Here is a 13,922-nt window from a genome sequence, read left to right as displayed (position 1 = left end):
TGAGAAAGGAACGATCCATGCAGTTCTACACGGCGGGCGCCGACCCGGACGAGGTCCCCTTCACCCCCGCCATCGCCACCCGCGGCGGCCGCACGATCTGGCTCTCGGGCGCCACCGCCTACCCACTCATCCACAAGCACCCTCACGACCCGGACGAACTTCGCGTCCCCGCCGGCATCGCCGCCCAGACCCGAGCCTGCCTGGACAACGTCCGCACGGCCCTCGAAGCCGCCGGCGGCACCCTGACCGACATCGTCGAGGTCACCATCTACAACACCGACATGGACGCCCAAGACGAAGTCAACGCGGTCTACACCGAATACTTCGGCCCCCACCGCCCAACCCGCACCCACATAGGCGTAAACCGCCTAGTAGGCCCCGAACTAAAAATAGAAATAACAGCCCACGCAGTAATCCCCGACTAAAAACCACCAAGGGCCCGGCCGGGCCACCCCCGGCCGGCCCCACCACACAAGCCCACGCCCCCACGAAAACCGGCAAACCCCTACAGGGACGATGAGGACTAACAGTGGGCCTAGGCGGCCCGCTGGGGGCACTGTGGTTGCAAACCCTCGTAGAGGCTATGAGGACCCCAGGGTAAAGCCGCAGGTGATCCACGGCTTGGGGCCGGTGTCGCCGGTCGATTCTTCAGCGACCCCCCCGGTTGTGCAGGATCTCCGTGCCGGACGGCTACCTCGCCGACACGTTGGAGAACGGCCGGCTCACCAGCACCGCCGGCTCTTCCAGACGCCGCATTCACGAGTTGCCCACCGCGCTCGGCGGCGTTCGGCCATGGCTCGGCGACATCGGGCTCGACGAACACCTCCCGCGCGTCGCTGCGGGGCGTCCGGCATTTTCATCAGCCGCCGCCCCTGGTCGAGAAGCACATTTGCGGAGGTCACGGGAGTTCGGGTCGAGGAGGACCCGGAACGCGTAGCGGCGAGGTCGCCCGAAGAGGCGCCGCTGATGCCGCCGCCGTCGATCGAACCGGAGCTCCGGTCGAAGAGATCGCCGATGCTGTTCGCGGCAATGGGCGGGCGGTCCCCCAAGGCACGAGATGTCGCCTACGAGGCTGTGGCGGACCTCGGCGGCGCGGCGAGGCAGAACGCGAACCAAGGTGTCCCTCCAGCGAGGATGACCGTGGTCGGGCGTGGGGGCGCATGAGCCAGTCCGGGCGCTGCACGTCGGCTGGGGTGGGCGTTCACCTGATTCCGGCCGAGGGATGGCGCACAATTGGCGCGTGTGGCAGATGCGACGCGCGGCGGCCACCGATCGGGACGGTGTCGCACGGATGGTGAACGCTCGCTGTGCCTGGATGGAGCGGCGAGGGATGCCGAGTTGGCGGGACGCGGCCGATGATCTGGTCGCCCAGTGCGACAACCCCGACGGGGATGTGTGGGTGCTGGCGGATCCCGGGCGCGGCGTCATCGGGCAGATGCTGGTCCAGGACGTCGGCCCGCCGTGGGGGTGGACCGACACCGAGCGGGCTGAGCCCGCGCTGTATCTGTCGGGGTCGATCACTGACCCGGCGGTTCGTGAACGGCGGCCCGGGACGGCCATGGCGTGGTGGGCGGTCGACAGCGCCGCCCGGCTCGGTGTGCCGTGGATCCGGCGGCACTGCCACGACATCGGCATCGCCCGCTACAACCTCACGCAGGGGTTCGAGCTGGTGCGCCGAGAGCAACGGACCCATGCCGAGGTGTTCATGATGGCGCGGCGGGCTGAGCGGCTCGACCTAGACCCGTGGTTGGGGGCGCAGGTCAAGGCAGGAATGCCCGGGCCGCTTGGTCGAGGGCGATGACCTCGAGCAGCTTCGAGTGGACGTCCTCCCGGTAGGAGATACCGCCAAGTTCAGCGACCGTGGCCGCGAGGCCGTCAGGGTCTATAAGCCCTGCCTCGATCAGGGGCGATCCTTCCCTCAGGATGCGGTGCACCAGCGGCAGCCCGTTGATGAGCAGGGACGCCTCGACGAGTTCGGCGAAGCTCTCACGCTCAGCGGGGTTGCAGGCGTCGTGACTCAGCCCGAACGTGGCCAGGTGGCGGCGCTGGAGCTGCTTGAGTTCGCGCCAGTGGAAGGGCAGCTGATCACCCAGCTCGATCAGCGCCCGGTGCGCGAAGGGGTGCACCGGCCACAGGCCGGCGCGCAGCAGTGGCGGCGCGACGGTCTCGGCAGCCAGGAGGGTGATCCCGCCGGCCATGGCGGGCGGGGCGATGCCGATGTCGCCGTACTCGATCGCCGCCCGCGCCCGAGGCCCCAGCCACGGCAGGTCGAAGTTCTGGGCCTTGTCGAGGGCGGCCCGCGCTGATTCGGCCGAGCCGACCGCGACCATCTCGTCCCCGCCGAGCCCGGTGACCAGCGTGTGCGCGCCAAGAGCGGCGATCTGGGCGTTCAGCTCGGTGAACAGCTCATACAGCGGCTCGTCGTAGGGGCTGAGCGGCTCACCGCGCACACGGCCGCAGCCCGGCCCGAACAGCAGCCGGTCACGGGTGTCCAGGCACAGGTCTCGGGACCCGAACGGCACCCGCTCGCGCATCTGGGCGCGACGTCTGATCTGCTGCTCGCGGCCTGGCCCGATGACGATCAGCGTGGCGGTGTCGACCTGGCCGGGCCAGCGTCGGGCCATGCGGGTGCCGATCGAGCCGGAGTCCAGCCCGCCGGTCAGGTGGCAGACGGTCGCGGTGGGCTCGATAGGGCGGGCGTCAAGTGCGATGTCGATCCCGGTGGTGAACGCGGCCAGCACGTCGGCCCCGCCCGATGTGGCTCCGTCCCCAACATCGGTCTCGGTGGTGGCCAGGCCGTGCGGCTCGGCGTGCTCGATGGGGTCGGGGTAGGTGATGACCAGGTCGCCGCCGAAGGTGGCGGTGGCGCGTTCGGTGAGGCGGTGAATGCCCGTGAAGGGCGTGCCGGTGCTGTAGCGGGGCCGGTAGATCAGGAGGCGGGTGGCTTCCTGGGGGGCGATGTCTCCGGCGAAGGACCGCAGGTCGGCCATGTCCCACGATCCGTGCAGGATTCCCTCGCGGTGAGCAAGGAACAGCGGGGTGGCGCGGACAGCCCCGGCCCGGATGCGCAGCGGCCGGCGCGGAGTGAACTCGATCAGCAGGTGGTCGACGGGCCACCGGTACGCCTCGGCGATGATCCGATCGAGATCGCCGGCGTGGACAGGGACCACGGCGGCAGGGGTGGCCGGACGTCCAAGCACACGTTCCCTGACGATGAGGACGGTGCGGGCACCGTCGGTCGCGGCGCACTGTTCCACCATCGGGTGCGGGTAGGGCGTGACCCGGCCACGCCCGTCCAGGGTCGTGTAGGAGCCGCCGTCCCACTGCCACACAGGGGAGGGCGCCCGGGTCGATCTTCAAGGTCAGCACAACAGACTCCCTGTGGCCGCAGGGCGGCCTGCGCGGGCCCGGCCACCGCGTGGCCGGGCCCTGGGCTGGCGTGGTTCTGGCCGGTTCTTTCGCGGGTCAGGTGGCGGTGGTGTCGTAGGTCTTGGCACCGTCGCTGGACCCGGACGCCTTCTTGTAGTCGTTGCGGACCGGCGGCGTCTGGACGATGTAGCGGGCCTCGCCGTCGAACAGCGCGGCGAAGTCGGGCAGATGCTCCTGGGGTGCTTCGAACGCCGACGGGAACGTGCCGTAGTCGGCGATCGTGACGGTCATCGTGGCCCCCTCCCTTGCGTGGTGAACGGGTGGCCTCGCCGTCCCCAGCGCACGGCCCGATGCCCCGACGCGCACGCGGCATGCGGTGAGGGAAGGTCGTGATACCCGCAGGCGGTGCGTTCGGCCGCGCCTGGAGATGTCCGGGACGCGCCGGTGCAGTAGCCGGTGGCGGGAAGCTCGGTCATGTCTTCACGATGCGGTCCAGCAGGTGAACGACTCAATGCCGCATTGTGGTCGCGGTATTGCCGCCATCATTGCCGTGCACGGCAATGATGGCGGTGTGCACGGCGGGTTACGCTCCGAACCGGGTGTCGTGTAAGCCGGAGAGTGGCTCATGGGGATCAGCCGTCGCCGTCGCGCCGAACTCGCCCGAGCCGGTCAGTTGATCCGCCGGCGCGGGCAGCGCGCCGGCTGGACGGTGCCGGAGATCGTCGCGCGGATCCGCCGGGAGCTGCCGGAGGTGTCGGCCCTTGAGGCGTGGCGGTGGGCGTATGGGTGGTCGCGTCCACAGACCGTGCAGCAGGTCACCGGGTACTACCAGGATCACGATCTGGGCGTGCCGGGGCTGAACTGCTCCATGCTGTGCCGCTACGAGCACGGCGAGATCGCTCCGGGGCCCGCCTACGCCGAGGCGTTCGCCGCGGTTTATCAGGCCGCACCGGGTGAACTCGGGCTCGCGTCCTCAAATCCGTCATGGGCTGTGAACCGCGGGCCGGGCGGGTACGGTGCGGCAAGGGGAACGGCCGCGACCGCGAGGAATGGTGATCTGATGGCCAACGGCAGCAGCGGCGCCTTGCAGGCCCTCCGCGACTCGATCGCGCTGGGGCTGGAGGCCGAGGGCCCCGCAGGCGGGTCCGGAACCCTGGCCTCGCTGCACGCCGCCGTCGACTACTACGGCCTGCACTACTCGGCGTCCCCGCCCAGCGTGCTTGCCACCGAGGTCCACCAAGTGCGGCACATGGTGAACGAGATCCTCGCCCAGGGCCCTCCCGATAACGTGCGGGCCGAGCTGCGCCAGGTGGCCGGTTGGCTGTCGGCGCTGGTGGGGAATCTGGCGTTCCATCTGGACGACCGCGTTGCCGCGCGCGTGCACCTTGTGACGGCGCAGAGGCTGGCCACAGTGGTCGGAGACCGATGGCTGGAGTGCTGGGCGCTGGGCGCGCAGGCGATGATCGCTAACGAGGAGGGCCACTACCGCGACGCGATCGCGCTGGGCGGCCGCGCTCACGAGCTGGCCGACACCCAGCTACGCAAAGCGCAAATGCTCGCCTGGGCTCTGCTGCGGCCCACCGCCGCGCTCGGCGATCGTCGTGAGGCGACACGCATCGCCGGACGGGCTGAGGACGCCATGGACTCGGCGCAAGAACTGCCGGGGCGCTTCGGATTTGACCAGGCCGAGCTCACCCTGCACCTGGCCGAGGCCGGGTTGCTCGCCGGCGACGCCGGGCAAGCACGCGCCTACGCCCAAGCCTCGATCCGAGCCATACCGAAAGGGCGTCCCGGCTGGGCGGCGGCGATGCTGATCCTGGCACGCGGCGAAGCCGCACGCGGACACCAAGGCGACGCGGCCACGCTCGGGGTGCAGGTACTGGACACCGTCGCAGCCGAGCGGCTGCGCGCCTCCACCCGGAACCGGCTCTCAGCGCTCGTCGACGACGTCTCGCCAGTGGCCGCGCCGAGCGTGACCGAACTGCGCGAGCGAGCCCGCGCGCTCCCGGCCCTGATGCCCGCCGCTCGTGCCAGCGAAGAGACCAACGGCCACTAACCGCCGACCTGAGCGCCTCGCCCGGTCGTCCGGTTTCGCTAGGCGGGTGCGGCGGGTGTCGCCGACGAGCCGAGCCACTTGTGGTTTGTGACATCCCCGGCCGACAAGGGGCGACGGGGTTCACCCCAGCCTACGTATCCCGATAGTGGGAGCACTGCGCCTCCGCAGCCCGCGCAGGACATGGTTCTCGCGGTAGAGGCCGGAGCCTCAACTACTGGGTGCGGTGCATAGACAGGTCGACCAGTTCGTCCCCTGACCCGGCGTCGACTTGGTGAACACCTCGTAGGGGCGATGAGGGCGCCGAGTACGCGGGCGCCGCGGCCTCCGTGGTGGAGTTACAAACCCTCGTAGGGGGATGAGGACCCCTGGGTAGAGCCGCAGGTGATCTGCGGCTTGGGGCCGGTGTCGCCGGTCGATTCTTCAGCGACCCTCCGGTTGTGCAGCAGACCCGCGGGTCCCGCTGAAGCCGCGGCCGACAGGACGGAGTATCGCAGCGATCCACCTGAGGTGCATACCCTCAGGACACCCACGGCTTCGTCGCTAGTTGGGCAATGGCCAGGAAGGGCCTTCGGGGGTGGTGAGCCATACTCGTTGTTCGGTGCTGTTGGCTGTGATTCCGAAGGCCGACCAGTTGGGGCGGTTGAGCTTTTCCCACGATGTGTGGGCGGCCTCGACCAGGTCCCATAGGACGCGTGGTCCGCCTTGCTCTACGTGTCGTCGGCCGTGGTCGTCGGCGGGGTGGATTTCGGCCCAGGATCCGTCGGGTGCGGCGAGGCCGAATAGCGGAGACCCGTCTTCACGTGTTGCCCAGTACGGTGAGGCGTCGCCGACGTGCAGTTGGGCTAGGAACGCGAAGGTGGGCTCGTCTAGCGCGTCGGGACTGAGCAGGGTTTCGCGGGTGCTGTCGACGTCGGGGTAGGTGGGTTCGGCCACGGGCTTTCGTGACCGCGCGGGCATGAAGCCCGCCCACTTGGACAGATAGCGGCCGGTCGCGGTGCCGTCCGCGTCGACGCGGACGAGGACCATCGCGCCTGCGAGCCCGCCTGCGACGTTGGCCAGGATGAGCCCGCCGGGTTTGGTCTGGGCGATCCATGTCGGCGGGATGTTGGGGAACGCGCACGTGCCGATCACCCGGTCGTAAGGCGCCCCTTCCGGAAAGCCGTCGCGGCCATCGACGGTCGCCAGTCGCGGCTGGTAGCCGAGGCTGGCGAGGCGTCTTCGCGCGTCCTCGACGAGTTGCTCGTCGATGTCGATCGACGTTACATTTCCGGCGCCGAGGCGCTCATTCAGCAGTGCGGCGTTGTAGCCGGTGCCGGTTCCGATCTCCAGCACGGTCATGCCGTCGGCGACGTCGAGGGTTTCCAGCAGTCGCGCCATGAGGCCCGGCGCGGTGGACGAGCTGGTCCACGCGCCACGCCGGACGCCGTCGGCGAGGGCGACCTCGACCCGCTCGCCCTTGATCTGGGTGATCAGGGTCTCGTCGGCGTAGATGCCGTCGAGCCACTCTTGGCGCTGGTCGGGATCGTCTCCGCTGACCAGCGTGTATCGCACGCCGTCCGGTGTGTGTTCGTACCGGGCGTAGGACGGCACGAACACGTGCCGGGGCACGCGGGCGAACGCGTTCCGCCACGCAGGGGTGATGATGTCCCCCGCCTGGGCGAGTCGGTCGGCGAGTTGTTCGGCCCGCCGTTCGGTGTCCGAGCCGATGCCGGTTCGGGTCATCGTCTCCCCCTTTCGAGTGCGTCGGCGATGGCCGCCGCGATCGGCAGGTCGCAGTGATGGGCGAGCCATCCCCATTCGCCATTGGGGTTGAGATCGCCGAGAAAGACCCACTCGCCGCGCGGGTCGATGGCGAAGTCAGCCGCGCAGTAGACCAGGCCGAGCCGGGCAAGGCATTCGTCCAGTCCGGCCCGCACGTCGTCGGGGACGGGCACGACCTCATACCGGTGCGAGGCGTAGTCGGCGCGCCAGTCGATGCGTCCCTCGGGACTGTCGATGTGGATCGTGACGGCGAACATCTCGTCGCCGACCACGGTGACCCGCGCCTCGGCGCGTTTGGGAATCCACTCTTGGAAGTAATGCGCGGTCGTGCGCATGGCGGGGTCGTTGAGCGACGACAGGTCGTCGATCGGTGTCGCGTAGAGGATGTGGGTCGCGTCGGCTTCGGTGTGCACCGATCCGGCGAGCGGTTTGTAGACGATCGGCGCGCCGACCTCTTTCGCCCACGCATATGCCTGGTCGGGGGTGTTACCGATGAATGTGCGCGGGATGCGCAGTCCAGCGGCGAGAGCGGCCGACAATTGAAGTGGCTTGTACTCGGCCGCTGCGGTGCGCGTCGGATGGTTGACCCACGCGCAACCGAGGCCGTGCAGTACACCGCCGAATCCGAGACGCGCCTCGCCGTAGGACCAGAGCTGTTCGGGCTCGCTCATGCCCTCGGGCAGCTCGAACTGTCCAGGGTGGCGGAAGTAAACACCGACGACGTCTTCCAGCCGCACCGATTGGTAGTCGCCGACCAGCGAACCCGACCACGCGTCCGGCCCGCACGCGGCCGACAAAGCGAGCCGTTGCGGGAAGTCGGCGGCGTCGAACCGCATGACCGGCGTGCCGCGCTCGTTGAGCTCGTGCACGACCCTGTCGGCTGTGCCGTCCTCCCGATTGGTGATGACGAGAATCGTTGAGGCCATCGCCGGCTAGTCCTTGGTCGTCTCTTCGGGCGCCGCCTTCTGGCCGTCCGGGTTCCCGGTCGTCTCCTTGGTCCCGCCCGAGTGCTTGAACACCGGCCGGCCGGTCGCGACCTCGACCGTGAGTTGCCGGACGGGGTCGTAGATCACCGGCTCGTCGGGGCCGAGGTTTCGGACACGGGGCGGGCGGACGAACTGCAACCCCCACGGCCGGACGCCGGTCGTCGAGGGCGGGGCGCCGCTGTTGGCCTGAACCGCCGGCATGGGGTCGAGGGGGAACATGTCGCCGACCCTGGCGATCAAACCGCGGGACTCGCCGTCGGGCGAGCAGAGCAGGGCGTTCGTGCGGTCGGGAGTGAGGCGCACCGTCATGTGCTGATCTCCTTGCGGTTGAGGAGACCCTCCGGCGCGGAATTCCCGCGTGCCAAGGGAAGGCGACGGGGCCTCGGTTCCGGTCAGGTCCGGGACCCCGGTGTTCGCGCATCGGACTGGGTCTCCCGGCGTCCGATGGCACGAGCATCCAACCCGCCGATTCCGCCGCGCCAGAGTTTTGCCGCCGTTTGCCGCTATGCAGTTCGACGGCTAGTCCAGCTTGTACTCCTCGTGGGGGATTGCCCGCTCCCACACCATCTCGAACGCAGCCACGACCGCCGCAATCCGGCGCGGATCCGACACGAACTCGTATTCCTCCAGTGGGTCACCGCTCCCCGCATCGAAGTGAAACCTTACGAGCCGCTGGTCGAACATCCAGAAGTCCGCACCTGGCAACATAAGGTCCCACGTCTGCCGTCTGGGAAGCCAACGGACATTCTCACCGGCGTCGATGTTCACATCGGTGACCATGTGCTCCCAGCGGATGTAGTCACTTACGGGTTCAGACACGATCCGGGCCCGTCGCATCCGCACGCCCCTGGCGGTCGCGTCGTTCACCAAGCCGACCCAACGGGAACGGTCCGTGCGGCCAGAGCCGCCGGCTTTCCAGTCCTCGAACCCCTTCGAGCCGCCGTAGAAGTCGCGCATCTCCAGGTGGACGGCTGACCGTTTCGTGCCAGCGAGCAGCTCCGCGAACGCGGGGATACCGTGTCCGGCTCTGCCCTGCTCGTACGAACCGGCGGCGGCCTCGGCGAGCATGTCGGCCATGCGAGCGGGCTGCCAGATGACCGCCTCGTCAGCAGCAAGGGCCACGTGCTCGCCGAGGCTCTTCAAGACCTCGGGGTCGGTCACGAGCCGACCCTGCTGGTAGAAGTCCCCGGTGTCAGGGGTGCGGTACACGGCCGGACAGCGCTCATCCTCCGAGCCGGGGTCCGAGCCGACGAAGTCGATGTCACCCACGGTCAGCCTCCAGGTCTGCGGCGGCCCGTTGCCTCTCACCCGACGCGAGACGGCTCGTCAGGAGCGCTCTAGCGCGGCCAACGGTCCTCGGATCAATTCCCGCACCTGCTCACCGTGAACCGCCAGGTCGAACAACCGGGTCCACGCCTCTGCATACATGCGGGTCTCATACGGCTGTGAAAGCGTCAGAGTTCCCGAAACGAGTTCGACCGTAACCACCACAGAGTCAGGCAAGCTCGACATGGTGAAGGACTCCTCAGGGTTCACCCCGTGGCGCGCGATGCCCCTGGGAATCACCCCGAGGGACACGGTCGGACGTCCCATGACCTCCATCAGGTAGTGGAGCTGCTCAATGTGAACCGCGTCGGAGGCGGGGCGATACCAGAGAACGTCTTCCTCGATCAAGAACAGCCAGCGGGCATTCGGGCGGTTCAGGCAGCGCTGACGTTCCATTCGGGAATCGACCGCTGCGACGACGTCGTCAATGTCGAGATGTTGTTCGAGCCGCGCTGTCGTCAGGTAGTGCTTCGTCAGCGCCCGCGTCTGGAGTAAGCCCGGAATGTACTTCGTCTGATAGACCCGATGTAGCCTCACGCTCCAGTACTTGTCGCGCAGCTTTTCCTGACGGGCCTTTAGGCCAACGTGATTCAATTGCTGGTGGGTTGCCCACATGCTCGCGACAGCGCGGAGTTCAGCGATCAGCTCGGCTACACGCTCCGGAGACACCTTGCACGCATTGCACCAGGTTCGGAGGTCTTCGACGGAGATGGGCCGGTGCCCGTGCTCGATTCGGGACACCTTCGCTACTCCGGCCGTCCAGCCCGCGCGGCGCGCGAGTTCGCGGCCGGTCAGCCCGGCGTCCTCGCGGATCTCTTTGAGCTGATCGGCGAGACGTTGCCGGGCCGCCTGTGCCGAGGACGAGATGGGGGCGGGCATGCACCAGGTTCTATCCAGGCGGCCCCGCCTGCGCCGGGGTTTGCCATAGATCGCCGAACCTCACGCGTCCCGCCCGAGGCCAGACGAGGCGGGGGCGGACCCTCGACAAGGCTCCTGAGCTGGGAAGATGGGGCTTGTCGAAGGCTCCGTCTCGCGTCCGGGCTGAGGGGCTGGTCTGGCAGGTCGGCGCGGGGTGTGCTGTCGAGGCGGGTCCGCAAGACCTGGGGCACTCCGACTACTCAGGCTGGGACGGACTCCTGGTCAGCTCCGTCAAATGGCGGATAGCTCTCGCTGCTCATTCGTTCGGCCGCATCGATGTAGTCGGCAAGAGCGTCGCGGGATTGGGCAAGCCTGGCCATCTGATCGTCCAGTCGCCGCATGCGTGACCGCATCGCGGCCAGCATCTCGGGGCACCCGAGCAGTTCCGGGACCTCTCCGACCGCGCAGGGCAGCAGGTACGCGATGTCCTCGGAGGACAAACCGGCACCGAGCAGGTGCCGGATCTGCTGCACCCGCAGCACGGCGTGCTCGTCGTACTCGCGGTAACCGTTCGCGCCGCGGTCTGCCTCAAGCAGGCCATGGGCCTCGTAGTAGCGCAACTGGTGGGCGTTGACGCCCGTCCGACGACTCAGTTCCCCGATCAGCATCGAAACCTCACTTGACCTTCAGGCCGGCATGAACGTTGACGATGGTGCCATGACCGACAACACCAACACACCCGTGGCAGTCATCGGACTCGGCCTGATGGGCCAGGCACTTGCCGGCGCGTTCCTGAAAGCCGGGCACCCGACGATCGTGTGGAACCGTACGGCCTCCAAGGCCGACCAGCTGATGGCCGAGGGCGCCCGGCTGGCGCCGACGGTGGGCGATGCGCTCAAGGCGGGTTCCCTGACGATCATCTGCGTCACCGACTACCAGGCAGTGTACGAGCTGCTCGGCGGGAGCGACGCCGAGCTGGACGGCACGACGTTGATCAACCTGACCTCGGGCTCCTCGGCCCAGGCCCGGGAAGCCGCCCGATGGGCCGAGCAACGCGGCGCCCATTACCTGGACGGCGCCATCATGGCCATCCCCCAGGCGATCGGGACCGCCGAGGCGGTGATCCTGCACAGCGGGCCGCAGCCGGACCTCGATGCTCACAAGGCAACACTCGACGCCCTCGGCACCGTCGCCTACCTTGGCGCGGACCACGGGCTGGCGTCCCTGTACGACGTGGCCGGCCTGGCCATGATGTGGAGCGTCCTGAACGCCTGGCTCCAGGGCACCGCCATGCTCAGGACGGCCGGTGTCGACGCCGCGACGTATGCGACGTTCGCGCAGCAGATCGCTGCCGGTGTGGCCGGATGGCTGCCCGGCTATGCCGAGCAGATCGACAACGGCTCCTTCCCGGCCGAGGTGTCTGCCCTGGAGACCGACGCGCGGGCGATGGCGCACCTGATCGAGGAGAGCGAGGCGCTGGGCGTCAACGCCGAACTACCCAAGTTGATCAAGGCGATGGCCGACCGCTCGATCGCCGCCGGACACGGTGGGGAGCAGTATCCCGTGCTGATCGAAGAGTTCGGCAGACCCCGCGACAACTGACCGATCCCGACACCGGGAGCTGGTCGTCCCGTGCCGTCCGGCTGGTCTCTCCCAGTCGTGAAAGTGCCTCTGACCTGGGACGATAGGCGTCACCAAGGTCCCGGTCATCTCAAGAGAATCAAAGGTCACCCTGGGCGGGGGCCTGTCCGGCCGATATCGCGATGCTGCGTGCCGAACCGCCGTGTTCGGGCCGATGGGCTCCGATCCGACCGTCTCCCGCCTGGTCGCCCCCCTCGCCGCAGCCGGATCCTGCGGGCTTCGGCTGCCAAGTGACGACGCCTGCCCCCAGGCACTTTCCATCACACCATCCGCCGCTGGGTGTGGGTGCATGGGCGGACCGTCCAACTCGTCCACTGGCCCCGGCGTTGGGTGAACGCCTCGTAGGGGCGAAAAGGACACACCGGAAACGCGCTTTCGCACGGCCTCCGTGAGAATGCGAACCCTAGTAGGGACGATGAGGACCGCCGCCATGATCGCGGAGGGCACCGGGGTCGCTGCGTTACGAACCCTTGTAGGGGCTATGAGGACCCCAGGGTAAAGCTGCAGGTGATCTGCGGCTTGGGGTGGATTTTTCAGCGAGCCTCCGCTTGTGCAACAGGCCCGGGAGTCGCGCTGAAACTAGGGCCGACGGGACGGAGTATCTCAGCGATCCACCGACCTTGCACCCTCGGCGGGGCCGTCAGCCCAGGGGGCACGGGGGCTATGGGGTGGTTAGGCCGAGGGTTCGGGCGATTTCGTTGGCGGCTTGGTCGGCGGTTGTGCCTAGGTGCTTGCCGTGGCCGGGGTCGGAGTGCCAGACGTAGGCGCCGGGGTTTGGGCGCCAGACCCACGAATCGGGGGCCCTCTTCGCGGGAGCGGATGTGGAGGATTTGCGTGCCGGACGGCAGCCTAGACGACACATTGGAGAACCGCCGGTTGACAAGCACCGCCAGCCCTTCCGGCCACGCGACACCGACGAGCCGGGCGCGGCCCTGGGATTTGCGATGGAGGGTCAACTTTCAAGCCCTCCCTGTCCGACGAGCCGCTGACCATCCGCATCTGATCTAGGAAGGGCCGCGCGTGCGTACCGACTGGACCGACCTGCCCGAGGAACTGCGGAGTGGGATCGAGGCCAACACCGGCCCGGTCCACCTCGTTGACCCGGCCCCCAAGGGCAACCACGCGGACATCGCGTGCACCCTCTTCACTGGTGCCGGCCGAGTTTTCATGAAGGCCGCGCGCAAACTGCAGGACAGGGACGGCCCCGAGGTCATGTCGCTGCGCCGCGAGGCCGCCGTGAATCCCGTCATCTCCGAGTTCGCCCCCGGGCTGCGGTGGCAGGCCGAGGCCGGGGGGTGGCTCGCGCTCGGGTTCGACCACGTGGACGGACGCCCCGCCGACTTCTCCGCCGGATCTCCGGACATGGAACTACTGGCCAAAACCGTCCACAACATCCAGAACGCGCCGTGTCCGGACGTGCCGATGCTGTCGGCCGGGCGACGCTGGCAACGCTTCATCGACGACCCGGCCCCGCTGGGGGGTGGCTCGCTGCTCCACACCGACCTGAACGAGGACAACTTCATCATCACCACCGACGGCCGCGCCTACGTGGTGGACTGGGCATTCGTGACGCGCGGCGTCGCCTGGCTGGAGTTGGCTCTGCTGATTCCGTGGCTGCTCAAGGCCGGGCACTCGCCGCAGGCCGCCGACGAGTGGGTCTCGCAGTTCCCCACATGGGCGTCGGCCCCATCCGCTGACCTCGACGCGTTCACCGTAGCGTTCGCCGAGCAGTGGCGGGCCGCCGCCCAGACCCGTGAAGACCCCTGGATCAGCCAGTACGCCGACCTCGCGGGCCGCTGGGCGAAATACCGGCTGGAGAGGTGAGCCCGTGACCGACTGGACGCAGTTTCACCCCACACAGGTCCTCACGACCCCCAACGGCCGCGAGGCCCAGATCGACACCGAAATGGTCCCGCTAGTCCGGG

General features: G+C 68.5%; 13 protein-coding genes. 5 read left to right on the top strand and 8 right to left on the bottom strand.

From position 1 onward, the window contains the following. Positions 1-17 precede the first annotated feature (17 nt). Positions 18-425, top strand: coding sequence for a RidA family protein (locus E1291_RS03085; RefSeq protein ID WP_165494935.1), 408 nt, complete (start codon positions 18-20; stop codon positions 423-425). A 905-nt stretch (positions 426-1,330) separates the two neighbouring features. Beyond that, the gene (locus tag E1291_RS03080) at positions 1,331-1,801 is read left to right on the top strand and encodes a GNAT family N-acetyltransferase (protein ID WP_242613911.1); all 471 of its coding nucleotides are present in this window, start codon (positions 1,331-1,333) and stop codon (positions 1,799-1,801) included. Here the strand turns inward: E1291_RS03080 and E1291_RS03075 are convergent. Both E1291_RS03075 and E1291_RS03070 read right to left on the bottom strand, forming a co-directional pair. Beyond that, positions 1,761-3,332 carry an asparagine synthase gene (locus E1291_RS03075; RefSeq protein ID WP_242613910.1) on the bottom strand — a complete coding sequence of 524 codons (1,572 nt, stop codon included), beginning with the start codon at positions 3,330-3,332 and terminating at the stop codon, positions 1,761-1,763. The two genes, E1291_RS03080 and E1291_RS03075, sit on opposite strands and share 41 nt — an antisense overlap. A gap of 133 nt (positions 3,333-3,465) precedes the next feature. Continuing rightward, complete coding sequence (locus E1291_RS03070) at positions 3,466-3,660, bottom strand: hypothetical protein (protein ID WP_131735981.1); 195 nt, start codon at positions 3,658-3,660, stop codon at positions 3,466-3,468. Positions 3,661-3,994: 334 nt separating this feature from the next. On the opposite strand from E1291_RS03070, the gene E1291_RS03065 reads away from it, so the two are divergent. Next, a complete protein-coding gene (locus E1291_RS03065) occupies positions 3,995-5,425 on the top strand; it encodes an NsdA family TPR-like regulatory protein (RefSeq protein WP_131735980.1) in 1,431 nt (476 codons plus the stop codon). A 540-nt stretch (positions 5,426-5,965) separates the two neighbouring features. On the opposite strand, the gene tgmC is transcribed toward E1291_RS03065, so the two are convergent. From tgmC to E1291_RS03035, 6 genes are all read right to left on the bottom strand, one after another. Next, positions 5,966-7,147: an ATP-grasp peptide maturase system methyltransferase gene (gene tgmC / locus E1291_RS03060; RefSeq protein WP_131735979.1), complete on the bottom strand. Its 1,182-nt coding sequence runs from the start codon at positions 7,145-7,147 to the stop codon at positions 5,966-5,968. Continuing rightward, positions 7,144-8,112: an ATP-grasp ribosomal peptide maturase gene (gene tgmB, locus E1291_RS03055; protein ID WP_131735978.1), complete on the bottom strand. Its 969-nt coding sequence runs from the start codon at positions 8,110-8,112 to the stop codon at positions 7,144-7,146. The genes tgmC and tgmB overlap by 4 nt, the downstream gene beginning before the upstream one ends. 6 nt (positions 8,113-8,118) lie before the next feature. Continuing rightward, a complete protein-coding gene (gene tgmA, locus E1291_RS03050; RefSeq protein WP_131735977.1) occupies positions 8,119-8,481 on the bottom strand; it encodes a putative ATP-grasp-modified RiPP in 363 nt (120 codons plus the stop codon). A 210-nt stretch (positions 8,482-8,691) separates the two neighbouring features. Then, positions 8,692-9,441, bottom strand: a complete 750-nt coding sequence (locus E1291_RS03045) for a DUF6879 family protein (protein ID WP_242613909.1) — start codon at positions 9,439-9,441, stop codon at positions 8,692-8,694. A 57-nt stretch (positions 9,442-9,498) separates the two neighbouring features. Further along, entirely contained in the window at positions 9,499-10,377 is an 879-nt protein-coding gene (locus tag E1291_RS03040; protein WP_131735976.1) for a helix-turn-helix domain-containing protein, read from the bottom strand. Positions 10,378-10,616: 239 nt separating this feature from the next. Continuing rightward, entirely contained in the window at positions 10,617-11,024 is a 408-nt protein-coding gene (locus E1291_RS03035) for a MerR family transcriptional regulator (protein WP_131735975.1), read from the bottom strand. A 49-nt stretch (positions 11,025-11,073) separates the two neighbouring features. Here E1291_RS03035 and E1291_RS03030 point away from each other — a divergent pair, with 49 nt between their 5' ends. Together E1291_RS03030 and E1291_RS03025 are read left to right on the top strand one after the other, a co-directional pair. Beyond that, positions 11,074-11,958: an NAD(P)-dependent oxidoreductase gene (locus tag E1291_RS03030; protein ID WP_131735974.1), complete on the top strand. Its 885-nt coding sequence runs from the start codon at positions 11,074-11,076 to the stop codon at positions 11,956-11,958. 1,059 nt (positions 11,959-13,017) lie between these two features. Then, a complete protein-coding gene (locus E1291_RS03025) occupies positions 13,018-13,821 on the top strand; it encodes a phosphotransferase family protein (RefSeq protein WP_131735973.1) in 804 nt (267 codons plus the stop codon). Positions 13,822-13,922 lie beyond the last annotated feature (101 nt).

It is taken from the genome of Actinomadura roseirufa (genome assembly GCF_900659635.1).
Classification (GTDB): Bacteria; Actinomycetota; Actinomycetes; order Streptosporangiales; family Streptosporangiaceae; genus Spirillospora; species Spirillospora roseirufa.
The sequence above is the reverse complement of the archived record's forward strand: the minus strand, read 5'-3'. Positions and strand labels throughout refer to the sequence as shown.

What these genes read in the sequence shown, in the direction of transcription:
- E1291_RS03030 (WP_131735974.1), top strand. Translation starts at nt 11,074, where the DNA reads ATGACCGACAACACCAACACACCCGTGGCAGTCATCGGACTCGGCCTG.
- E1291_RS03035 (WP_131735975.1), bottom strand. Translation starts at nt 11,024, where the DNA reads ATGCTGATCGGGGAACTGAGTCGTCGGACGGGCGTCAACGCCCACCAG.
- tgmA (WP_131735977.1), bottom strand. Translation starts at nt 8,481, where the DNA reads ATGACGGTGCGCCTCACTCCCGACCGCACGAACGCCCTGCTCTGCTCG.
- E1291_RS03085 (WP_165494935.1), top strand. Translation starts at nt 18, where the DNA reads ATGCAGTTCTACACGGCGGGCGCCGACCCGGACGAGGTCCCCTTCACC.
- E1291_RS03065 (WP_131735980.1), top strand. Translation starts at nt 3,995, where the DNA reads ATGGGGATCAGCCGTCGCCGTCGCGCCGAACTCGCCCGAGCCGGTCAG.
- E1291_RS03070 (WP_131735981.1), bottom strand. Translation starts at nt 3,660, where the DNA reads ATGACCGTCACGATCGCCGACTACGGCACGTTCCCGTCGGCGTTCGAA.
- tgmC (WP_131735979.1), bottom strand. Translation starts at nt 7,147, where the DNA reads ATGACCCGAACCGGCATCGGCTCGGACACCGAACGGCGGGCCGAACAA.
- E1291_RS03040 (WP_131735976.1), bottom strand. Translation starts at nt 10,377, where the DNA reads ATGCCCGCCCCCATCTCGTCCTCGGCACAGGCGGCCCGGCAACGTCTC.
- tgmB (WP_131735978.1), bottom strand. Translation starts at nt 8,112, where the DNA reads ATGGCCTCAACGATTCTCGTCATCACCAATCGGGAGGACGGCACAGCC.
- E1291_RS03080 (WP_242613911.1), top strand. Translation starts at nt 1,331, where the DNA reads ATGCCGAGTTGGCGGGACGCGGCCGATGATCTGGTCGCCCAGTGCGAC.